Source organism: Klebsiella sp. PK01 (assembly GCF_057624675.1).
The window spans coordinates 778,323-802,079 of record NZ_JBYEZM010000002.1; the positions used below are offsets into that span (position 1 = coordinate 778,323).

Annotated in this window: 18 protein-coding genes; 6 read left to right on the forward strand and 12 right to left on the reverse strand. The window is 51.8% G+C overall.

The features are described from left to right. Positions 1-167: 167 nt before the first annotated feature. Positions 168-1,679, forward strand: coding sequence for an MFS transporter (locus AC22LX_RS08885; RefSeq protein ID WP_487333922.1), 1,512 nt, complete (start codon positions 168-170; stop codon positions 1,677-1,679). Next, a complete protein-coding gene (gene bglB, locus AC22LX_RS08890; protein WP_063447468.1) occupies positions 1,654-2,751 on the forward strand; it encodes a beta-galactosidase BglB in 1,098 nt (365 codons plus the stop codon). The genes AC22LX_RS08885 and bglB overlap by 26 nt, the downstream gene beginning before the upstream one ends. A 5-nt stretch (positions 2,752-2,756) precedes the next feature. On the opposite strand, the gene AC22LX_RS08895 is transcribed toward bglB, so the two are convergent. After that, positions 2,757-4,415, reverse strand: a complete 1,659-nt coding sequence (locus AC22LX_RS08895; protein ID WP_487333964.1) for a hypothetical protein — start codon at positions 4,413-4,415, stop codon at positions 2,757-2,759. A 177-nt stretch (positions 4,416-4,592) separates the two neighbouring features. Between AC22LX_RS08895 and ppk1 the strand changes: the two genes are divergently transcribed. Together ppk1 and ppx are read left to right on the forward strand one after the other, a co-directional pair. Then, entirely contained in the window at positions 4,593-6,653 is a 2,061-nt protein-coding gene (gene ppk1, locus AC22LX_RS08900) for a polyphosphate kinase 1 (protein WP_047043447.1), read from the forward strand. A gap of 3 nt (positions 6,654-6,656) precedes the next feature. After that, complete coding sequence (gene ppx, locus AC22LX_RS08905) at positions 6,657-8,183, forward strand: exopolyphosphatase (protein ID WP_045392691.1); 1,527 nt, start codon at positions 6,657-6,659, stop codon at positions 8,181-8,183. Positions 8,184-8,232: 49 nt separating this feature from the next. Here ppx and AC22LX_RS08910 read toward each other — a convergent pair whose 3' ends face one another. Continuing rightward, the gene (locus AC22LX_RS08910; RefSeq protein ID WP_045392694.1) at positions 8,233-10,464 is read right to left on the reverse strand and encodes an EAL domain-containing protein; all 2,232 of its coding nucleotides are present in this window, start codon (positions 10,462-10,464) and stop codon (positions 8,233-8,235) included. Positions 10,465-10,834: 370 nt separating this feature from the next. Here AC22LX_RS08910 and AC22LX_RS08915 point away from each other — a divergent pair, with 370 nt between their 5' ends. Then, a complete protein-coding gene (locus AC22LX_RS08915; protein WP_045392697.1) occupies positions 10,835-11,026 on the forward strand; it encodes a YfgG family protein in 192 nt (63 codons plus the stop codon). 360 nt (positions 11,027-11,386) lie between these two features. Here AC22LX_RS08915 and AC22LX_RS08920 read toward each other — a convergent pair whose 3' ends face one another. The 6 genes from AC22LX_RS08920 to AC22LX_RS08945 form a co-directional block, all read right to left on the reverse strand. Further along, positions 11,387-11,887, reverse strand: a complete 501-nt coding sequence (locus AC22LX_RS08920; RefSeq protein WP_487333923.1) for a DUF2514 domain-containing protein — start codon at positions 11,885-11,887, stop codon at positions 11,387-11,389. Then, a complete protein-coding gene (locus AC22LX_RS08925) occupies positions 11,884-12,513 on the reverse strand; it encodes a glycoside hydrolase family 19 protein (RefSeq protein ID WP_487333924.1) in 630 nt (209 codons plus the stop codon). Before AC22LX_RS08925 ends, AC22LX_RS08920 begins: the two co-directional genes overlap by 4 nt. Beyond that, positions 12,503-12,808 (reverse strand): phage holin family protein, encoded by a 306-nt coding sequence (locus AC22LX_RS08930; RefSeq protein WP_047065072.1) that lies wholly within the window; start codon positions 12,806-12,808, stop codon positions 12,503-12,505. Before AC22LX_RS08930 ends, AC22LX_RS08925 begins: the two co-directional genes overlap by 11 nt. After that, the gene (locus tag AC22LX_RS08935) at positions 12,795-13,199 is read right to left on the reverse strand and encodes a putative holin (RefSeq protein WP_047065071.1); all 405 of its coding nucleotides are present in this window, start codon (positions 13,197-13,199) and stop codon (positions 12,795-12,797) included. Before AC22LX_RS08935 ends, AC22LX_RS08930 begins: the two co-directional genes overlap by 14 nt. A gap of 90 nt (positions 13,200-13,289) precedes the next feature. Next, positions 13,290-13,523, reverse strand: coding sequence for a hypothetical protein (locus AC22LX_RS08940; RefSeq protein WP_487333925.1), 234 nt, complete (start codon positions 13,521-13,523; stop codon positions 13,290-13,292). Between the two features lie 11 nt (positions 13,524-13,534). Next, positions 13,535-15,985, reverse strand: a complete 2,451-nt coding sequence (locus AC22LX_RS08945; RefSeq protein WP_487333926.1) for a hypothetical protein — start codon at positions 15,983-15,985, stop codon at positions 13,535-13,537. A gap of 193 nt (positions 15,986-16,178) precedes the next feature. Between AC22LX_RS08945 and AC22LX_RS08950 the strand changes: the two genes are divergently transcribed. Then, on the forward strand, positions 16,179-16,439 hold the full coding sequence (locus tag AC22LX_RS08950; protein ID WP_047065070.1) for a hypothetical protein: 261 nt from the start codon (positions 16,179-16,181) through the stop codon (positions 16,437-16,439). Positions 16,440-16,565: 126 nt separating this feature from the next. On the opposite strand, the gene AC22LX_RS08955 is transcribed toward AC22LX_RS08950, so the two are convergent. Genes AC22LX_RS08955 through AC22LX_RS08970 form a run of 4 tightly spaced genes read right to left on the reverse strand, consistent with a single transcriptional unit; the run spans position 16,566 to position 23,747 of the window. Continuing rightward, positions 16,566-16,895, reverse strand: coding sequence for a hypothetical protein (locus AC22LX_RS08955; protein WP_487333927.1), 330 nt, complete (start codon positions 16,893-16,895; stop codon positions 16,566-16,568). Next, positions 16,892-19,648 (reverse strand): hypothetical protein, encoded by a 2,757-nt coding sequence (locus AC22LX_RS08960; protein WP_487333928.1) that lies wholly within the window; start codon positions 19,646-19,648, stop codon positions 16,892-16,894. Before AC22LX_RS08960 ends, AC22LX_RS08955 begins: the two co-directional genes overlap by 4 nt. Continuing rightward, entirely contained in the window at positions 19,648-21,213 is a 1,566-nt protein-coding gene (locus AC22LX_RS08965; protein ID WP_487333929.1) for a hypothetical protein, read from the reverse strand. The genes AC22LX_RS08960 and AC22LX_RS08965 overlap by 1 nt, the downstream gene beginning before the upstream one ends. Continuing rightward, on the reverse strand, positions 21,213-23,747 hold the full coding sequence (locus AC22LX_RS08970; RefSeq protein WP_487333930.1) for a hypothetical protein: 2,535 nt from the start codon (positions 23,745-23,747) through the stop codon (positions 21,213-21,215). Before AC22LX_RS08970 ends, AC22LX_RS08965 begins: the two co-directional genes overlap by 1 nt. Between the last annotated feature and the right edge of the window lie 10 nt (positions 23,748-23,757).

A 23,757-nucleotide genomic window follows, 5' to 3' on the forward strand; every position in this document is an offset into this window, starting at 1 on the left:
CCTCTTAAACCGCAGCATATGTGAGCAGCATCACGGGATTTATTTCATTTTGTCGCCATTTGGCATGCTGCTCGCAGAACGGTACGAAAAACCGACTGTCGGGATTCTCGCCCCCCTCCCCCTCTTTTACTGTGCAACCTCGCATTCCTTACCAAAGAGATACGCTCATGACGAGGACAGTGACCCCGCAACGAGAAGTCAAAACCCGCAACATCCTCTGCTGGGGGATGGGCGATATTTTCGGCAGCGGCGCGATGACCATCACCGGCCTGTGGCTGCTCTACTTTTATATCGAAGTCGCCGGGCTCTCACCCGCCGCCGCGGCCTCTATTTTCGCCATCGCCAAGATTTGGGACGGCATCACGGATCCGGTGATGGGCTACATTACCGACAACATTCGCACCCGTTGGGGACGGCGACGGATCTTCTTCATTCTCGGCGCGCCGCTATCGCTCTGTTTCGCTCTGATGTGGATAAGTGGTTTTGGCTACGCCTGGTACCTTGGTACCTATCTACTATTCAGCACCGTCTTCACCCTGCTGATGGTGCCTTACGATACGCTGCCTGCAGAGATGACCACCCGCTATGATTTGCGCTCGAAAATGTCCGGCGCGCGAATGTTATTCGCTCAGGCGACAGCCTTTCTCGCGGCGCTGATCCCCGGGCAAATCATGGCCAACGTCGCCGATAAATCGCAGGCGTTTCTCTATATCGGCATTATCTTCGCCCTGCTTTTTGCCTTGCCGTGGATCTTCGTCTGGCGCGGTACGTGGGAGCGCGACAACCTCCCGCCGCCGCAGACGCAGCAAGGTTTAGGCAAAACGCTGCGTTCGCTGTATCGGGAAATGGCCTCGACCTTCCGTCTGCGGACCTTCCGTATTCATATCATGATGTACGTCGGCGGCGCGGTGGCGCTGGATATTTTCGGCTCTCTGTTTATGCACTATATGACCTACGTGCTACGTGTCGGCACCTCGCTGGCTTCGCAGGCCATGAGTCTGATGACGCTGTTTCAGTTCTTCGCGATCCCTTTATTTACCTGGCTTTGCATCCGCGTCGGCAACGGCAACGCCTATAAGGTGGCCATCGCGCTGATCCTCTGCGCGCTACTGTGGTTCAGCCAATTGACCGCTTCTTTCAGCCATCTTTCCTGGCTGCTGCTCGGCGGCGCAATCGTGATGGGGATCGCCCGCGGCGGCACCTATCTCATCCCATGGAATGTCTACAATTTCCTGCCCGATATCGATGAAGCCTACACCGGCGTGCGGCGTGAAGGGATCTACGCAGGGGTGATGATGCTGACGCGCAAATTCTCCCAGGCGCTGGCGCTGTTTATCGTCGGCCTGGCGCTGGAAGCCTTTGGATTCACCAAAGGCGCCGAAACGCAGAATACCGCCGCGCTGAATGGCATCTGGTGGGTATTCCTCGTTGGCCCCGGCCTGCTGGCCCTACTGGCGATGTATGGCGCGTTTCGTTTTCGCTTGAGCCAGCCGCGACATCAAATCCTGATTAGCGAACTGGAGCGTCTGCGCGCCGGTGGTCATCCACAGGATGCCAGCCCGCTGGCACGCGAAACCATCGAGCTATTGACCGGCCATCCACATCGCAACGATCGCTGGCAACGCGCCGCCGTTTCTTCTCAAGGAAATCACTATGTCGCAGAAAAACAACCGTCCTGAATTACAGTCACTCATCGAAGCGCTAATCGGCAACTTAACCGCGATTACCGACGATAGCGGCCAGTATTTGCAACGGCTGGCGGATGGCCGGGTGGTTGACACCAAAGGTTGGGACGGCTGGGAGTGGACGCATGGCATCGCCCTGTTTGGCCTGTTTCGCTACCAGCAACTGACAGGATCGCTTCGGGCTCGTGAACTTATTGACGGCTGGTTTAGCGCCCGCTTCGCCGAGGGCACGCCGGAAAAAAACATCAATACCGCTTGCCCGTTTTTAACCCTGGCGCTGCGCTATCAACAGACGCCTCGCAGCGACTGGCGCGCCTACCTGGAAAGCTGGGGAGACGCTATATATCGCCAGATGCCGCGTACCGATGAAGGCTGCCTGCAGCACGTCACCTATGAGGCTCCCCATCATCAACAAATCTGGGACGATACGCTAATGATGGCGGTGCTGCCGCTGGCGATGCTCGGCAAAATGTTTGGTAAATCGCGCTGGCTAGAAGAGGCGAAATTTCAGTTTTTGCAGCACCTGCATTATTTAAGCGACCGCCAAAGCGGCCTGTGGTTTCACGGCTGGCATTTCAACGGCAGACACCATTTCGCCGGCGCGCTGTGGGCTCGCGGCAATAGCTGGATAACGCTGGCGATACCGGAGCTACTGGAGATGCTCGATCTCGACGAGCACGACGCCTTTTACCGCCAGTTGCAAAATACTCTGCAGATTCAGGTCAGCGCCCTTGCCCGCTGCCAGGCCGAAAACGGCCTATGGCCGACGCTGCTCAACGAGCCGGATAGTTATCTGGAAGCCTCTGCGACGGCGGGATTTGCCGCGGGTATTTTCAAGGCGGTGCGCCTCGGCTACCTCGACGACGCGTTTCTGCCGGTCGCCGAGCGGGCCTGCCGGGGGATAATCGAACATATCTCGCCGCAAGGAGAGTTAACGCAGGTGTCGTTTGGCACAGCGATGGGCAAGGACCTCGACCACTATCGTAATATCCCCCTGACCGCCATGCCCTACGGCCAGGCAATGGCGATACTGTGCCTGGTTGAAGCCCTACGTCGCACCCTTTAATGCAGTTACCTGAGCGCCGCCAGTTCGGTGCTCAGGCTATCCGCCAGATTACGTGCTCGTACAGGATCGAACATCACGTAAAACGCCGGCGAGGCCTCGCCAATCTGCTGACAAAGCGTTTCCATTTCCGATGCGCAGCGATATAACGCCTGCACGTTGATATGGCAAATTTCCCGCATGCTCCAGCTGTTTTCCACCTCTCGGGCATAGTGCAGGGTAAAGAAGGCCTTTTGCGCATGGGTAAATAACTGACAATAGAGCGGCAGTCCCTGCCACTCTTCACGCCACCGAAGCGCCAGCGCGGCGGGAAAATCCGCGGTGAGAGCGAACGCTTGCGCCGCTATTCCCAACTGCTGCGCGCTGGCTGCGACTTCATCTTTTTCTTGCGCGATTTGCGTGAGATTCGCCATCGACTTCTGCGGGTCATCGCGGGTGAAGTGGATATCCTGCGCCGAACCGGGTAACCAGTGGCTACGCGCCAGTTGTCCGTAAAGGCTCCACACCGCCTGGCCGTAGCTTTCAGGCAATTGGCTATGGCGATGGAAAACGTGGTCACGCACATATATTGACTGGTAGAGCGTCTGCGTGGCCTGTTCAAGCAGCAACTGGAACTGCTGCGCGACATCGGCTGACGGACACCAGCCGTAACGTTGCACCAGCCATTGCACCAGTAACTGCTGCTGATTTTTTACCGCCCCTTCGCCCAGCAACTGACTACAGGCGAAGAGGTTGCATTCGCTTAGCGTCGCAGGGATCCAGTGATTATCGATACTTTCCCAACTGGTTTTACAAATAGCGCCGGTAATGCGCGGATTGCGGCTCTGGCACCACAACAGCCGCCCCTGCAGCTCATCAATACGTAAAAATGGCATGACCCCCCATCCCACTTCCTCTCCGGCAAGATCGATATCGATCCACACATCCCGCGTCTGCACCGCCAACAGCGCCGGATTATTCGGGAAAGCAGGCCAGAAACGTTCCGGCGTGAGTTTTATCGATACCGAAACCGCAGGCGGCAGCGGTTCAATCGCATCCAGTACGACGCTGAGATCGTCATTGCTGGCGGGGAAAACTCGCAGTACCAGATGCTTATTTTGCGCGGCTACCGCCTGACTCAGGGCATTAAAGCAGCGACGATAGAGCATCAAGCTTTGCGCCGGCTGGCGAAGACCGTCGCTTTGCCTGACCCACTGCGGGCGAGAGATCGGCAGTAAACCGTCGGTACTGGAGAGTGCAATAATCAAACCGGTGAGCGCCGGCACGCTTTGGCACACGGCGCGGATTTTGTCGGTTAACCAGCGGCTCCAGAAATCGACATCAAAACGCACCCCGCGCGGGGTATCCAGCAGTTCCGGATGCGCTAATAACAGTTCGGTGGGAAAGCTAAGTTCTTTCGCCTGCAGATAAAATCGCAACCCCTGCTCACGACAGCGCAACGCCAGGCGATTGAGATAGATACAGCGCGCTCGTTGTTGGCTCGACAAGCGGTCGTTATAGTCAAAAGGCGTATACCCCTGTGGCGCAACCAGCTTGCCAAATAGCTCGGCCTGCCCCACCACCACGGTATTAAAATCATGCTCAATTGCGTATTCAATCAACCGGCAGGCCGACGGCCAGTGCCAGATGTCCTGATTATTGAGCTCCAGCGCCCGCGTTTCCCACATCGTTTCGCCCTCCATTTCGCCCCTGACTGAACATAACGTAAGCAAACAAACGCGTCCGCTTTTTCCTGACATCCGATTGAAAGAAAACTGTCATATTGCTTTGACATAGTTGGACATTCAATGGCAAAGCTCGCCATAATGAAAAAGCGACGTCAATGATCCGGAGTGTGAGTTGTAATGGGCCAGGAAAAGCTATACATCGAAAAAGAACTCAGCTGGTTGTCCTTTAACGAGCGCGTACTTCAGGAAGCGGCGGACAAGAGTAACCCGCTTATCGAGCGCATGCGCTTCTTAGGAATTTACTCCAATAACCTTGATGAGTTTTACAAAGTGCGCTTCGCTGAACTTAAGCGACGCATTCTTATCAGTGAAGAACAAGGTAGTACCGCCCATTCACGTCATCTGTTAGGTAAAATCCAGGCCCGCGTGCTCAAGGCCGATCAGGAATTTGATGGTCTTTATAATGAACTGCTGCTGGAAATGGCGCGTAATCAGATCTTCCTGATTAACGAACGCCAGCTGTCCGTTAATCAGCAGTCCTGGCTGCGCAACTACTTCAAACAGTATCTTCGCCAGCATATTTCGCCGATTCTGATCAATCGCGAAACGGATCTGGTTCAATTCCTGAAAGATGATTACACCTATCTGGCGGTGGAGATTATCCGCGGCGATACCATTAACTACGCGCTGCTGGAAATTCCATCCGATAAGGTGCCGCGCTTTGTGAACCTGCCGCCGGAAACGCCGCGACGCCGCAAACCAATGATTCTGCTGGATAACATTCTGCGTTACTGCCTGGATGATATCTTCAAGGGTTTCTTTGACTACGATGCCCTTAATGCATACTCGATGAAAATGACCCGTGATGCCGAGTACGATCTGGTACACGAAATGGAATCGAGCCTGATGGAACTGATGTCCTCGAGCCTGAAGCAGCGCTTAACCGCCGAGCCGGTACGTTTTGTCTACCAGCGCGATATGCCGGACGCGATGGTTGAAATGCTGCGCGATAAGCTCTCCATCTCCAACTACGATTCAATGCTGCCGGGCGGGCGTTATCACAACTTTAAAGACTTTATCGGTTTCCCGAATGTTGGCAAGGCCAACCTGGTCAACAAACCGATGCCGCGCCTGCGCCACCTGTGGTTCGATAAATTCCGCAACGGCTTTGACGCCATCCGCGAACGCGACGTACTGCTCTACTATCCGTATCATACCTTCGAGCACGTGCTTGAACTGCTGCGTCAGGCCTCGTTCGATCCAAGCGTGTTGGCAATCAAAATCAATATTTACCGCGTCGCTAAGGATTCACGGATTATCGATTCGATGATCCACGCCGCCCACAATGGTAAAAAAGTGACCGTGGTGGTTGAACTGCAGGCGCGCTTCGATGAAGAGGCCAATATTCATTGGGCTAAACGTCTGACTGAAGCCGGCGTACACGTTATCTTCTCGGCGCCGGGGCTGAAGATCCACGCCAAACTATTCCTCATTTCACGTAAAGAAGGCGATGAGGTAGTACGTTATGCACATATCGGCACCGGCAACTTCAACGAGAAAACCGCTCGTATCTACACCGACTATTCATTACTCACTGCCGACGCGCGCATCACCAATGAAGTCCGTCGCGTATTTAACTTTATCGAAAACCCTTACCGACCCGTCAGCTTCGACTACCTGCTCGTATCGCCGCAGAACTCGCGTCGTCTGCTGTATGAAATGATCGATCGCGAAATCGCCAATGCGCAGAATGGGCAACCGTCCGGAATTACGCTTAAATTAAATAACCTGGTCGATAAAGGGCTGGTGGACAGACTCTACGCCGCCTCCAGCACCGGCGTACCGGTGAACCTGCTCATCCGCGGCATGTGCTCGCTGATCCCGGGTCTTGAGGGGATTAGCGAAAATATTCGCGTTATTAGTATCGTTGACCGTTTCCTTGAGCACGACAGGGTCTATTGTTTTGAAAACGGCGGTGATAAACAGGTGTGGTTATCCTCCGCCGACTGGATGACGCGCAATATCGACTATCGTATCGAAGTGGCCGTACCGCTGCTGGACCCGCGTCTGAAGCAACGCGTACTGGATATTCTCGATATCCTGTTCAACGATACCGTAAAAGCGCGCTATCTTGATAAAGAACTGAGTAATCGCTACGTGCCGCGCGGCAATCGTCGCAAAGTACGCGCACAGATGGCGATTTACGATTATCTCAAATCACTCGAACAACCCGATTAACCTATGCCAATAAACGAAAAAACACCTCGGCCGCAGGAGTTCGCTGCGGTCGACCTTGGTTCGAACAGTTTTCATATGGTGATCGCCCGTGTCGTCGACGGGGCAATGCAGATCATCGGTCGCCTGAAGCAGCGCGTCCACCTGGCCGATGGCCTGGATGAAAACTCGGTGTTGAGCGAAGAAGCGATTACTCGCGGACTGAACTGCCTGTCGTTGTTTGCTGAACGTCTGCAGGGGTTCTCCCCTTCCAGCGTTTGTATCGTCGGGACGCATACCCTGCGCCAGGCGGCTAACGCGGCGGATTTTCTCAAACGAGCGGAAAAAGTCATTCCTTATCCCATCGAGATAATCTCCGGTAACGAAGAAGCGCGTCTTATTTTTATGGGCGTTGAACACACGCAACCGGAACGCGGACGTAAGCTGGTTATCGACATCGGCGGCGGTTCGACTGAGCTCGTTATCGGCGAAGATTTCGAGCCCCGCCTGGTGGAAAGCCGACGTATGGGCTGCGTAAGCTTCTCGCAGGCCTATTTCGCCGGCGGCGTTATCAATAAAGAAAACTTCCAGCGCGCGCGCCTGGCGGCGGTGCAGAAACTGGAAACGCTGGCCTGGCAATTCCGTATTCAGGGGTGGAACGTGGCGCTGGGCGCCTCTGGCACCATCAAAGCAGCGCACGAAGTGCTGGTCGCGATGGGTGAAAAGGACGGATTCATTACCCCAGAACGCCTTGAAATGCTGGTCAGTGAACTGCTGAAGAATAAAAACTTCGATTCATTAAGCCTGCCGGGATTGTCGGAAGACCGTAAAGCGGTATTCGCGCCCGGTCTGGCCATTTTGTGCGGGGTATTCGACGCGCTGGCGATCAAAGAGCTGCGCCTGTCCGACGGCGCGCTGCGCGAAGGCGTGCTGTACGAGATGGAAGGTCGCTTCCGCCACCAGGATATTCGCAGCCGTACGGCCCAGAGCCTCGCAAACCAGTACAATATCGATCGCGAGCAGGCGCGCCGGGTACTGGAGACCACCACTCAGATGCTCGAGCAGTGGCAGGAACAAAACCCGAAACTGGCGAATCCGCATCTGTCCGCCCTGCTGAAGTGGGCGGTAATGCTACATGAAGTGGGGCTGAACATTAACCACAGCGGCATGCATCGCCACTCCGCCTATATCCTGCAAAATAGCGATCTACCGGGCTTTAATCAGGAGCAGCAGATGCTGATGGCTACGCTGGTGCGCTATCACCGCAAAGCTATCAAGCTTGATGATCTGCCGCGTTTTACCTTGTTTAAGAAAAAACAATTCTTGCCGCTGATCCAACTGCTGCGTCTGGGCGTATTGCTGAACAATCAGCGTCAGGCGACGACTACGCCGCCAAAACTGACATTGAAGACGGAAGCCAATCACTGGACATTAATTTTCCCCCACGACTGGTTTAGCCAGAACGCGTTAGTGCTACTGGATCTGGAGAAAGAGCAAGAATACTGGGAAGGCGTGCCGGAATGGCTGCTGAAAATTACTGAAGAAGAAGCGTAAAGCTGGATTCTTTCACTAAAAACGGCCGGGCCATACGCCCGGCCGTTTTTTATGCGACGTCAGCCGCACACGCCAGCTGTTCTATCGGAACCGGCATCCCAATGTCATAGCCCTGCATATAATCAATCCCCAGTGAAATCACCGCCTGGCGGATCTCCGGCGATTCCACATATTCCGCCACTACCTGCATGTTTTTGATTTGCGCTAACCGGCAAATCGACGCTACGACCTGATAATCCAGGCTACTGGTGACCAGATTACGGATAAAGCTACCGTCAATTTTCAGCATGTCGACGTTAAGCGTTTTCAGCCGCGCATAGCTGGCATAGCCGGTGCCAAAATCATCAATCGCCACCCGGCATCCCAATTCCTGCAACCGCGCGAGCGTTTGTTGCGCCTGCTCCGGATTACTGAGCGAGTGGTTTTCCGTTAGTTCAAAAATAAGCTGCCACGGCTCGATATTATAATGATGCAGCATTTCCTCGACTTCATCCGGGAAACGGCTGCGGCTGACCGAGACTGGCGACAGATTGATGGCCAGACGCATGCCTGGCAACGTATGGCGATTATCGTTCATAAAAGCCAGCGTATTGTCGATAACCCAGCTGTCGATGCGCGAAGCCAGGCCAAATTCGTGCGCCGCGGACAAAAAATTATCCGGCGCAACCAGCTCGCCCTGCTCGCCAACCATGCGTAACAGGACTTCATGATAGCTATCGCCGCGCATGCCGACAATTGGCTGCGCCATCAGCCGAAAGCGATTCTGCTCCAGCGCCTGCAGGATCTGGTTCATCATGGACACGCGTTCTTTTAGCCCCTGTTGAACGTGAACGGCGCCGCGGCGCTGCACGTTTTCCGGCTGTCCGCTGGTTAACGACATGTCGGCAATATTATTCAGTTCACCGAGCAGTAAATACAGATGCTTGACCGGAGAGCGCACGTTGCAATAGCTGATCCCGACGGGCGGCTGCAGCGGAATACCATCCCAAATGAAACGGAACTGCTTAATCCGCTCATCCAGCATCACAATGCGTTTTTGATGATCGTCGCTATTCAGGCGTACCACAAGGTCATGGCCCGAAAGATGACAGACCATTTCGTTTGGCTGCAGTAGGTGACTCAAATACTCCGACAGCTGCTGCTTATACTGAATTCGCAGCATCACGCCGTAGTGCCGCCCGAGCAGCTCCAACTCTGGCATGCGTAAAAAGCACAGTACCGACCAGGTCGAGTGGTTTAGCGCCCGGCTCAGGGCGCGCAAATTTGGCATATGAACGACCGGGTCGAGAAAGGCCATTCTGCGAACCCGACGGTGGATCATCCGCTGCTGCGTCGCCAGCATTGCCATATAAGCGATAATAAAAGAGAAAACCAGGTAGCTGGAGGAGGTAATCGCCAGCTGGTTATTGTAGATGGGGGAAAATGGCAAGTAGCTGTAATGAAAATGGATGACCAGAATTAATATCGGCGGCCACACCAGGGAAATAAAACGATAACCAAAGCGCATCGCTCCCCATAACATGACCGGCATAAGTAATGACAATGTATAATTTGTGCTAAATATCGTGCTGTTGACATTTAACGGCATGAATAATAAAGCCAGTATTATTAACAATGCTATTGCCCAGACAATAATTTCCAGCGGTTTTATTTTTTGGTCGATTTGTAAACGCACCTGGGATATAAAGCCGCGTAAATGCAAAGGATTACGAATAACGCGCAGCAAAAAATAGCACAGCGGCACGCCGGTCAGACAACCGACCATCAGCGCCTGAAAAGTGATTAACGATCGTAAACTAAATGGCGTCGTCCCAACCAGCTCCGCCGCGCGCGGATGCAGACCCAGATACTCCGCAAGTTGCGAGATAATGAGAAAAATCACCGAAGGCAGCAGCATTTGCCAGAACAATCGATGCGGCATCAGGGCAACATTGCCGTGGGAAATCTGCTGGCGGCGCGGAACGAAAATACGATATCCGCCCCAGCACAGCACCGCGGGGATCAAAAAATGAAATAACACGCCGATGGCCTGCTCAAAGGTCATGCCGCGCGTAATGGTCAGCAGCAAGCCGATAACAATGCCAGGCAATGCCGCCCAGCCAAAAAATAGCATCAGGCTTAATACTAGCGCCAGCGGAAGGTAATACAGGAAGACGGTATGACCGTTAAGATTCGCGAATGTATTTGCAGCGCGCGCTAATGGCAACAACAACGTAGGTAAGACGAGCGGTAGTGCCCACCATTTATCCTGATATCGTTTGTATAGTTTAATAATACTCATAGATGCTCGACAGATTACCCCAACTCCTGCGGAGTATATTCAGACAGGCATCCAACCCGACCAGGCTAACCGCGAAAGTAATAACGATGCGGAACAGATGGTCGATTTTAGTGAGCAACAGAATCAAGCAATTGACGCAAATCAATAAACTATTTAGCTAATATTAATAAAACTTATTTTTTTGCGACCTTGTGCAACAACCAAAATCCGTGTAAATACGATGTTCATCTTATATAACATTAAGTAATGTTTTAGCTCTACGATTTTTACACCGCCGACAATTGACCCCACCGCTATACTATGACTTAATAGCCCCATTGCCCGTCTTCGGGTATACTTCAAGGAACCTTTTGTGAGTCAGGCACCCAGTATGCGTAAACGACATCGATTTAACCGTCGCATGACCCGTATCGTACTACTTATCAGTTTTCTCTTCTTCTTTGGACGCTTTGTCTACTCCTCTATCGGCGCCTGGTACCATCATCAGGGCAAGCAAGAGTCGCAGCAATCGACCATCACCATTGATGCTCCCGCGACGCCAACCACTCCAGCCCAGGAATAACGCCTACGGCCAATGTAACGGCTCTTTCGAGAACCCGCGCCCTTCCGCTTTATCTTTCTGTGACAGGGTAAGCAACTGCAGCAAAAATTGACATTCACCCGTCGCGGCGTTCTTTTAACGTTGCTGATTGACTCGACTTCATGGCGTGTTCGCTAATCGTCAGGCATCGTTTTTAATCCAGACCATATGCCCAACCGACATCAAACATCATTACGGACATAAAAAAACCCTCTGTAAACAGAGGGTTTCGTTCAACTATCAGCAGGAATTATTCCCACTCAATTATTTACAGAACTCGTAACCAATTGACTGAAAACAAATTTATAAAACGATAAATTCTCCATACCGTTTTATATACCGTCACCGGGGAACAGTACCCTGTTTCGTCAGTTCATCGTACTGCCTTTCGCAGACCCTTCCTGCTTCTGCTGCCCGGTCAGCGTATTCTGCCAGTTGTCGGTTTCGTTCGAGAGATTTTTCGAACACGTCGGCAAGCAAAATTCCGGTGTCTGCGGCTGACGACCCAGCGCCGACAGTGGCGTTATACTGCCTGAGCTGCTCACGGATGGCAACGAGCTGCTGCTGCAACCTGCCAGCGCGAGCGGCAGCATCAAGAGCATCATTGCGCGCCTGGTCGATCCTCTGCTGCGCTTCTCGTTCATTGGTTGCTTTCTCCTGTTCGTCATGTTGACGGGCTTTCTCATCTTCTGCTTTTCGGTCTGCCTTCGCCTGCGCGTACCCGGCGACGTATTGCCTGTCACCGTGAACATTCCAGGCTACCATGCCGCCGAACACCAGAGCAGCAAGCATCACCACGATAAGCAACTGTTTCCAGTACGCTTTGACTAACACCCAGATCATACCGCCAGCACCTTACTGGCAGTGATGTACCGCGTGCGCCGGTCGTCGATGCCGTTCTTCCCGCCATTGATGATTTGCGTTACGCGCACCAGGTCTCCGGTGTATTTCATGCAGCCTTTGGTGGCGAAGAACCACGCCGCGCTGCGGGCTGCATACTCATCCTGCGCCAGCAGTTCTGGCTGCTGCACCAGATCCACCTTCAGGCCATTGCCGCAGTCCCGGTAGTTGTTCAGGCCAGTGATCTGGATAAGTCCGCGCCCGCGGTAAAACCAGCCATCGGTTGGACCGTTGTTACCCATGCGTTTGCTATACACCAGGTTGGCGATCGCGCGCTGGCGCTCCAGTGGTAAAGATGGTTCGCCTTGCCGGCGACCAAGAGAGTTTGCCTGACCCTGCGTTAGCCGACCGGCGCGGACAAAATCTGCAAGGCCGGCCACGCTGTAATTGAAACTCTCGACCAGCCGGGTAAAGCCAGTACTTTCATGACCGGTCTGGGCAATAAACATTGCCTGATCATCAGGCTTACTGATGCCAAACTCTTGCATGGCTGCAACAATGTGCGAATGCCAGCGTGTCGCCAGCGCCATATTAATACCAGCAGCTTTCTGGAATTGGTTAATGTCCATGTTGGGACCTCGATATTTTGAATATTTGCACGACGTTGCCGCGAGTTTTCAGAACTGCAGCCAGCATCACAGCATTGATAACGACCTCAGAAAGATCTGCGGTCATGGGGAAGTGATAGAGGAGTGAGTAAACAGCACGCACCGGGATACTGGCGGCCGACACAATCAGGAAGTAGGCAATCCATCCACCCCATCGGCGGTGGCGCGATCCGTTGCGTTGGAAAAACATCACCCTGGCCGCAATTCCTGCGCATATAAGGGCATTGGTTATTAGCAACAGATCATGACCTGTCATCGTCTTTTCCTCCCGGAATTAAATCACGTGGATTATCAGAACGGTGATACAGCCATATGCCAACCCGAACCGCCACGATAGACGCAACGAACGCGCCGGCGGAATACACGATTCCTCTTTCAAAAGAGTCCGGCGTGATTTTCGGTATCATGCTGGCAAGCCCGATAAGGATTGAAGCTGTTGGTTTGTAGAAGAGAAGCCCGCAGAGGAAACTGACAAGTGACAGCAAAACGCGGCGCCTGACAGGATATTCAACCGCCGAGGTAACAAAAATTACCGCCCCTGCCAGCGAACCAAGCGCCACCTCAGGCGGAACGCCAGCGATAACTGCCGCTAGCGCTCCATAGCTAAGCCCCTGATTTATTGTGTCAGCGGTTAGCGATGCAGACATGGTGACCACCGTTTATTGTGCATGATGTATCTCCTATAGTTGTTAGGCTCATCATACACAATAATCCGAATCTGAATAAATGGTAATAATTTATGTTGCTACATTACCTCTTTCATCACCTCTCAAAAACTGAGTTAGATCTTCAGTTGTTATGACGTGAGATCTATCCTCCGTGCCTAATACATAATTCCATACAGTATCAAGGTCTAGAGCGCTTATGTTTTCAATTGCAAACATGGCTGTATCTTCACTGTCATATTTACCTGCAAGGTAATGATTACCATTTTTAATTATAAAAATATTGTTAACTTTAATGATATTCATAATCGCCTCGCTTAATAACCTTTAGTCCAGGTAAAAGAAGAGTTTGAAGCGCAGAAAAATTGCTGCCCCAATGAACTTGCGTCATCACCAATACGCTCAGTCACCAACCCCTTGTGATAATAAATCGCATTTGGATAATGCCATGCCGTTACATTTGCGCACTTGCATTGCCTTGTGATATATCCTCTATTGTTTATATCCTGGTGATTAAACGAACCAATTGTAACTCTATAAAGCTCAATTGCAGCTCTCGATGCAGCATTAACCGAACCAATGTATCCGCCATTAAAAATAGCTCTACTCTGGAATGCTCCGGTAACGGTTCCTTTAATATCACATTCATTGAATGTTGTAGGTGACATCGTTTCGCCGATCGTACTTTGCCCACTGTACCCTGATGGTGTTTGTGTAGATGCAATAGTATATGTAGATGGGAATCTACACTTGTTAAACTCAATATTTCCAAGAATGGTATTTGAAAACGTCATAGAGTTTATGTCAATGTTATCAAAACTAAGATTAGCAGCATTAAAGTTTGGTACGATACTATTTAAAAATCCTCCAATAAATTTTGTCTTCAGTGATGGATGGAGAGTCCCACTAACAAACGGTGCCCTAACGGTATTGTTAATAGTATCCGCCGAATCAAAAAACCAACTGTTACAGCGAACCTCATCAAAGTTGGAATATCTACCAAACGAACTTGTTATATATGACGTAGTTAGTGAGCAAGAATTCACCTTCCCAAAGTCAACATTTAGGACCACTGAAGGAATAGTCGCAGCCAAAGGACGGCCATCAGGTGCTGTTCCTGAAGTAACACAGTCATGTATCATTTGTGATAATGTAGTATTACCAACGTTTATGTAAAAATTGATGTAGTTTAATCCTGAAAGGATTCCTGAAGTTCCGTCATTACTTGTTGTAATATAAGTACGCTCAGCATGGATCGGGCCTATGAATGATCTAATACAAGCGATTGACAAACACTTATGATACGCTTGCTCTGATTGTATTCTTCCAAAATTCAGGCAGTTACTTGTATCCCCACCACTATATATTCCAAACTGATACGTGCTTTCATTACCGCAAAGTTCGCAAGATACACTAGTAAATGTACTATCCCACATGGCCTCGCCATAAAAACCAGCACCATTAAAGCCTGATATTCTTAAGTGCTCAAAGTTCAAAAGCGCGCCTTTGACATAAACTCCGTTTAAGGCTTCACTCCTGTTATTAGCCTCTAAAACAAGAATCCCGGAAATAGTTATAGCAGTTGCTCTACCGCTGCCATACGGTAAATCAGGATTACCAAATGTTAATGCATATTTTGCAGAAAATAGTGAACTGAATCCAGCTGGGTCGACAAAAATCTTACCGCTTGGATCTGCTATGATTTTCCTTACGCTTGAAAGGTCCAGGGTACCATTAATGAGCCATGGTCCATTTTTAAAAACCACTGTTTTATTAGCAGATGCAGAAATATAATTTCTTAAGTTCTGAGTTACATTAATAGTTGCACCAGGAACTGCGTTGAAATGCTCTGGCAACAACTGGTCTGTATCTCTTTTCCATCTTGCACCGCCAGCAGTTACGATAATACTGCCACCATCATCAAGGCTTGTGGTATCACTCTCATCATAAATAAAGTATCCACCACCAATTCCGCCGCCAGACGCGTATTCAGCGACATCAATTTTCTGAAGCTCCTTAGTGGGCTCAATAATCCGCAATGCAGCTATTGTTGGGCATCGGCCTATGTACTTCAAACCGTCTGCACTTTGCAGATCTAGAGCCGTTTGCTGTTCAACAGTTCCCGGGAAAATAGGTAAACTATCTCCGGTTGCAGAGTCATAAGCCTGTAATTTACCCTTCCTAAGGTTTGAAGATGGTAATTGCGTTAAAGTCTCTCCATCTCTGACATGTAATGTTCTCCTAAACAACATATCAGTATAGTCATTAGAACCTTGAGATTTGCTATCAACATATTTTTTAGTTGCAGCATCCTGGTCCTGAGAAGGATCACGAAGATTTTTTATCCTGTTATTTAACGCATCATAGTAGTTAGCTATGAATGTAGGCTTGCGCAGCGCCAGGCGAAGGAATCCGAAACACTGCTGTATCAGCATCGTCAGCTTGTCGAAAGCGTCTTCGTGGACTTCAGCAAAGAACTTACCCTGGTTGCGCAGATCCGTTTCCTGGGTTACGGGCAATTCGCGTGAAATAGAAATTTGCCATCCATTGGCTAGCGGTGACGCCAGCACTACCGCGCCGCCAGAATAACCGCCAGCACCAGTGACCGTGTAGTCAGTGTCAAGCGTGAGCACTGTGATGTTTTCGTTCAGGTCGGCTACCTGCACCATCAGATCACTCTTCTGGAAAATCCTGAACGTATATGGGAATGACGTGGTAACGCCGTTACCTGTGTAGTCGTTATGGTCGACTTCGGTTGAGACCGTCATGTAGAAATCTCCGATTGTCGCAGCGCCCGGCGCACCGCACTACCGTCATTCTATTACCTGTAAACCCCTATATGAATAAAACGTGCACTGCTGAATGGCATTATTACCTAAAGGGTAATTGAAACATCACTGGAAATGGTAGTAAGGTTTTGATATATGTATATACATACAGTGTTATTGTGGAGTTGTTGAGATGTCGCAGCGGTACCATCACCCTCTTGAAGAAGGTTTCACGGAGCGAATTCACACGCCTGCTGGCGTTCGCTCTCTGGTTGAGAGCTCGCATTTGATGGATTTACTCAGGGAGCTGGACAAAGACGGGCACGATGTCAGCGGCGCGCTTGCAGAACTTGTTGCGCTTATTAACTACGTTACAAGCTCTCAGATGTCGATGCGAGACCTCCAGACACATCTTGATTTCTGCGCGCTGCAACTGAGAAAGCAACTAAAATAAAAAATGCCGCTATGCGGCCTGTAGTTATACAAAATTTGAATGGCTAGCGACCAGGTGGAAGAAGAAAAAACTCAAGAAGAACTAAGCCCGCGCCGCGGGCTTTTTGTTGTGTGGCGTTGTGACATGTCACATTAATTTCCTTTTGCTCATTTCAAGAGACAATTCCGATAAGTTGTTTAACCGGTACTCTCTTTCTGCCGCTTCTAATTTTTCACGTTTCATAGCCAACAAGACGCACAAAACCCCAGAAACGAGCACTGTCAAAACAAGATAATCTCTTTGATTAATAAGAATTTCTGCAATGAAAATGACTGGCAATAAGGTCGCTATTACGCCATATAGAAACAGAATCCCCGTAACCCTATTCTTTTTTCTCTGGCAATCGGCATATATAAGTGCTGACTCTTTATATTTTTCCCTTAAAGAATCGTCGCTCATCTCTGAAATACCATTCATTTACCTACCGCCTTTCCTAAATCCGGTGCTCTACGTGGCGCTGTAGCGCCAGGCTCCCACCAGCTTGTTGTGCTAAATTCCCGCTGCGCGCGGTCCCTTACCCTGTCGTTGTAACCTGGGTTTGCCATCTCCTGAAGTTGTTGCAGGATCAGGTGATTGGTTATTGCTTTAGCATACCAGAGGTTGGCAAATGGAGTGATCATGCGCGCGGTTTTTAGCGCATCGGCACCGAAGGAAGTTTCTTCCCCCTGAAGCGCTTTCTGTGGGTTAGTGATTAGCAGCTTGGTTAACTGCTCAGCAAAACTTAATACCGGCCCACCGATGGTGGCTGCAATACTCGATCCATATTGCGTATGGTCCTGGAACAAGAAATCACCGTAGATGCCGAAAGAACCACCTTTCAGCAGAGCCTGCACCCAGGTTGTTGGCTTCGTCATATCCAGCGGGTCATTGCCAGTGAGCAAGCTATTCATCTGGTTTGCGAACATCCCGGCCAGGGTTGTGCCAGCAATATATGAGGCCAGGAATTTAATAGCTGGCACTGTATCAAGATCACGTGCGCGGTTAACCAACTGCCGGAAGCCAGCAAACGGAGTGGTCTTGAAGAGCATGAAGCTTTTTAATAATTGGCCGGCATCATCGCGGGCATAGGTATCCAGCCCCGTAGCCGTCGTCACTGCGCTGGTCATCTCACCGTGAGTGATGCCCAGTAATTTCTGTGCGGCTTCAGCACGGGCGTTGCGAACCATACGGGCGATGGTCTGCTCTGCTTCAGCATCAAATGCCTGTTTCATCTTTTTCAGGCGTTCTGGCGGCAATTCACCAAGTGCGGATAATGCCTCTTCGCTACCGGCGCGAACCTGGGCGATGCGGTCAGCCATAATATTGGCGATGGTCTCATCCGGAACGGCGTAAATTGCGTCAGGGGTCATGCCCATATGCCCGGCAGTTGTCATTGGCCGCAACTCTGCCGCTGCCATGATAGACCAGTCTTCATTGCTCCATCCTTTACTTGCCAGAATGGTTTTATCGGAACCTTTGACGTCATCCAGCGTTTTAAATTTGCGGGTCAATTCGCCGATGTTTTTGTACATCAGCAGGCCGAATGACGCTTTGTTTGCGCGGTCCATTGCAATCAGCCCTGACCACTTCAGTGTTTTCTCAGCAAACCAGCCGGTAATGCCGCGAGAGAGGTCGAAGCCACCCATCTTAGAAACGACAGCAGCATGAGAGTCAACCAGCAGGCCCAGCTCTGCGTTAGCCTTTTTGGCGTCCCCGCTGAACAGATTACGGATTGTATTTGCAGACAGCCGCATGCCATTGCGAGTAAACCCGAGAGCCTGTGCGTTGGCGCGCATAATGGCCTGATCGCTTGTCGCCGTCAGTACGCTGGTACCCAGCATAGCGCTGGTCATCAGGTTTCGAAGGCCGCCTACAGCAGACGTGAACACGCTGGATGAAGCTGCACCATTCAGCCCGGCCATCGAGTTGAACATACGCTCTACCATCTGGCGCTCATCGTTCATCTTGCCGACTTCCTCCCCGCCGGTTACCGCTCGCTGATAAATCCTGTCGAGAACCAGTGAAAAGTTGCGGGCAGCATCCGGGCCAAACGCTTTAACAACGCCAAGGTCACGTGATGACGACTGCAGGTGAGACATCATTACGCCAACTACAGGCTGCTGCGTGTAGCGCTCCATATAGGCGAAGTGGGATTGTGCGTCTTTAAATGCCATTACCCTGCTTTGCGATCCGCGGTTCTTAATACCGCCAGTACCCATAAAAGCGCCGGGCTCTATTTTATTGGCGCCATCGGTAGCCTTGGTTTCAAAAATGGCCTCCAGCGCCTGACGATACTCGATGTCATTCATCGGGCTACCGTCCGGATTGACGTAATTGCTGCGATCCTGCGTGTTGTAAACGTCATCAACCCAGGCCTGGCGGGCAAACTCAATCGGCGGCTGGCGGCCGGATAGCTGCGCTTTTGCACGCTCGGCTGCCGGAAGTGATGCCAGCCATTCATCGCGCCCAGCGTTGCGGATAAAATCCGCATCATCGACGTATGGCAAATGCCAGTCATCGCGCAGGCCAATGTCAAACCCGTTGTCGTTCATCTCCTGGCGGGCCCGGCTGGTGACATCATTCCAAACCTGTGCGATTTTCTTCGCCTGAGGGTTGCCAGTGTCTTCACCGTAAAGCTCCTTCAGGATCTGGAACTGTGCTGATTTAGCCGCCTGCTGGTCGAAGAGACTGCGGAAACGTTGCTCACCAAGCGCCTTACTCTGCTCAAAGAATTTGCGTACATCGTCACCGGCTTTGAGCAGCTCAGCGCTGAGTTGTCGTGACCAGTCCTGATATGCACCGGTTGCCAGTTCCTCGGCAGATGTAACGGCAATATCTTTACCATCCGATGTCCGCCTACCGGCAAAGATAAACTGCTGAAAATTAGCCGGTGTCTGTTGTTCTGGCGGGATATTGGCATCAAGGGTATCCGTTACCTTACTGATAGCTATCGCGTTCTGTGCGACGCGCTGGCGCTTCTTATAGACGTCATGCACAACGCGCTGGCGCACAAGGTCGGCAGCCTCCATATACGTTTGAGCATCAGGGATCCCGGACTTCCCTTCCCTGGCGTTTTTTCGATGAACGTCACGCACCGCCTCTTTAATGCGATCCTCGATATTTTTCAGCTCGTCAGCTTTAGGCTGGCGGCCAAGTGTTTGAGCAATGGCTTCAACACATGCCTGTTTCATTATGGATTCCTCAGGAAGCACGCCGCGGCAACGGAATACACTTTAGAGTCTGCCTGTACGGTTTTAATCTGCTCGTCAAATTCAGCAAGAACATCAGAAAGTTTTGTCGGTTGCCCTGTGTCAGGGTGCGCGATCGTCAAGTCAGGATTGGCAGTAGCCATATCGCGGGCCGCCATCAGGTCATAACTGTTTGATGAAATCGCCTGGCCGGTATCTGGATCCACACTGACCTGCCCGCCAGTTTCATCAGCCGCAGTAAAAGAGCTTTCAGGTCTCGGCGCCGGCGCTTCGCCTGTCAATTCAGCAGGCGTTTCATACCTGACACCATTTTCATCGAAAACCTGTTGCATTGCATTGTACTGCTCAGAAGCCGCGTCCAGCATGCCAGGACGCGCCGGCCCATCAAGGCCGCGCGCCATCATCCCGACGTTAACAGGTTGGCCGTCATTCAGTTGTCGGTACGCTTCATCCATTGCGGCCACATGGCTGTTTATGCTCTCGTTGCTGGCATGCAGCACCGGCGCCGATTCAAGATCGTAATACAGCCCCTCATTCAGGGTATGAGCCGCATCGATATCGCTTGGCTTAATGGTCGGGATATCTGGTGCTGAGCCAGATTCTGTAACAAGTGTCTGAGCATCAGACCGCATCGGCGCGCCTGGTGCATCAGTTACTGGTGCGGATTCCGTTGGCGTGGATGGCTCTGCAGTTGCCTCAGGAACACTCTGCACCTCTGCCGCCGTTATCGGCGCTTCAGTATCTGCCGGAGGTGGAGCATCAGCATTACGAGCAGCCAGGTGATGCGCGCCACCGAATGCGCCACCCAAAACTGCATCGACCAGCATCGCCTGCCCGTCGAAAACCCGGTATTGCTTCGCCATTTCGGTGTAGCCTTTTTCCTCCAGCGTGTCGCCGACTGAATACCGGTTGAGCCCACCAAATCCGGTATTGATAGCCACACCAGAGGCGATTCGCGTTGCCAGAGTGTTGCCGACGGCAGCAGGCAAAGCCATACCCGCAGCGTTGAACGAGCTTTGCTGCGCGGCCAGGTTGCGTGCTGTGTTCTCATCCACGCCTTTAGCACGGAAGTCCTGATACGACTGCTCATAAGTAGAGCCAAATGCCGTGGCGGCGCCAGCTGCAGGACCGCCTACGATTGTTGCACCAATGGCCGGGACAAACTGCCCGAGCCCGTACAGTACTTCCGCAGCCGTTCCCTGGCTTCCTGCGTCAGGTTTAACGTAACCGCGCGCCTGTTGCAGTTGCTTACCGATCGTGTCGTAGGTTTCATTCAGGGTTTTGTCAGCATCAGGGAACATCACCCTGAAGATATTCACCGTCGGCGCAACATCGGCGGTAAACGCTGGATCACTGATCAGGCGTTTGCTGAATCCGACAGCAGACTGCGCCAGTCCGATAGTGCCTTCAGCAACGCCACGTACCGGCGCAGCAATTGATCCCTGGAAGAATGTCGGTTCATAGTCTTCAGGACGTGCAGGATTAGTTGCAGTTTTATCATCGGTCCATGCTTGGCCTTCTGGCGCGAGTGAAAATACATCTGCCATTATTCAACCCTCACCACGATAGCCTGATTAGTTTTCGGATCGGTCGCCCAGCGGCCACTGCCGCTCACTAGGCGATACTGGTTATTACCAATATTCACCGGCGTAAAGTTTGAGGCTGCATTCACATTAAGCCCTGCATCCTTCAGCGCCTTCTGCGCAGAGACCGTGTACCGGTCTTTAAACGTTGATTTGTCCATCCCGAATGGCATAACCACATCACCACCATTAAATCCTTTGTACACACCGCCAGTAGCATATTGCGCAGCCTTCTCCACTACGTCTGAGTTAGCAGCATCTGTGCGTGTCATCGAGGCGTCACCAGACTGATAGGCGATCCCGGCATAAGCAGCTTTGAACAGGTTGTAACTTAGTTGGCGCGCCTGTGGGTTATTGGCAAATGCATTTCCTACCTGGTCATCAAACGCACGCTTGAGCTTGTCCTCACTCGGCAGTTGAACAGGTGATATGCCAGCATCTTTCATAGCCTTGGTCGGGTTAAGAAGCTGATCGCCAGCCAGAATAACCTTCGATACGTCGTACTTATTCATGGTTGGCTTGTAGCCAATAAACTGGTCGTAGGATATGACCGGGTTTCGGTTGTCATACTGGTTGTCTGGCGTGCCGAGAAGCAGCGCGGAATACGCTGTAGCGGCATTGTTCGGAGCGATTGCAGAGGCTACCTGACGCATAGCCGCCGGCGGTAATGTCTGGCCCATTGTCTGAAGTAGATTAATGGTCTGATCGACGTTTTGCGTTCCTCGCACCTGCTGCGCGAGCGTAGACGCTTCCTCACTTGAGAGAATTGGCGCAGATATCCCGATCTTCTGCAGGTCGGGTTGTGCTGAGAAACGGCGTGAAATTTCCTCAGTAACTGCCTGAGGGGTGTTGTTTTGCATTGGCCTGTATGCACCAATGTCCACGGCGGCGCCAAATGGGTTATTTTGCCGCTCTGAAATAACTTTTGTTGCAGCGGCGGTAACCTGATCATAAAGCGCGGCGCGCGAGGCGTACCCTTCACCTGTCTGTTCCGGCGTCGGCTTCAACTGGTTGACGTATGCCGTGATGCTATTGGTAGGCATGTTGCGGAATGAGCCAATGTACTGCCCGGCGATCTGCGTATTTTTGAACTCGGTGTATCGCTGGTTACCTTCTCGCACGCCATACGCCGCCAGAAACTCCTTCTCTCCTGGCGGGTCAGGGAACTCTACACCGCGCATATAGGCGGCCGTAGCATCGCGAACCACACCATCAATCTGTGTTCTGTATTCCGCCTGCTGCTGCTTGCGGATCTGGTCTGCCTGTCGCAGGAATGCTGCCTGTGATTCAGGAGACGCAGCATCAAAGGCGGCGTTGCCCGTGTAGCGCTTGTTACTGGTAGGAAGCTGTGAAAGCCCTAGCGCAGCGCTGACGCCAGTAGAAAGCTGCTCATTGCTATACGGCTGGCTTCCATTTTCATGCTTGATAATGGCGGCGCACAGCGCCTGCAGAGTATCAGGGTTTGAAGCATCAAGAGGCTGGTCGGCCTTTACTCCGAGTTGCGCACAGACGGATTTGATATAAGCGGCGGTGTCATTGTTATCTGTCGGCGGCGCCCAGCGATTGATAATCTCGCCAACGGTATCAATCCCCTGTCGCTGGTATGAAATCAGGTTACGCCCCAGCGCGCGGATCCCATGTTCCGGAGTCTCGAATTTTGCAAACCGGCCATCACTACCAGTTTGGCCTACCCATGGATTTGATGAACTCGCCTCGAGGTTCCCTGGGTTATTGTTGCGAACGCCGCGCGGGCCATCTGCTGATGCTTCACCACCGCCGGCGACAGCCCGCCGTGATCCGGCTACCGTGTCGCTTAACTCACCGTTGCTCTGGATAAAAGCGATCGAGTTTTCAGCAGACCATTGTGAAAGCGCGCTATCAGCTACTTTCTCTTTGAATTCTATTTTCTTGGCCTGGATCTGTTCAGGACTCCAGCCATGCGCCGCGCCGAAATCATCTATCTGCTGGAAAGCCTGCTGGTTTGCGAGAACGTAGTTTGCATTATCGCCATACATCGTTGCTGCAGTTTTGGCGCCAGTCGCCAGCGTGGCCTGAAACTGTCCCTGCTCATAAGCATTCAGTTGGCTTATTTCATGACGCCCGGCCTGCGATGTGAACTGAATACGCTGCTGCTGAGCCTGCTGCAAGAACCCCTGGCGGGCAGACTCAGGCAGAGTCATCGCAAGTTCCTGCGCCTTTGCGTCAAACAACTGGGTGTACTCCTGGCCTTTGCCAAGAGCGTTTTTACCCTGCTGATTGAGCAGACCGTTTTGCGGGTTAGTCATCAGGTCACTGGCGGTCTGCGTCAGTTGCTGTGATGCGTCCTGAGCCATTGCAACATCAGCGCGCTGTTTAGCCTGACCAAACAAGTCGATCGCCTGAGTGCCAACTGCGCCCAATGCATCGGTAATGTTTGGCTGGTTTACTGCCTGAAATCCCTGGGTTGATACACCGCGGCTTTCAACCTGGCGGCCGGTGACGGTAGGTACGACTGGCATGAATTATCTC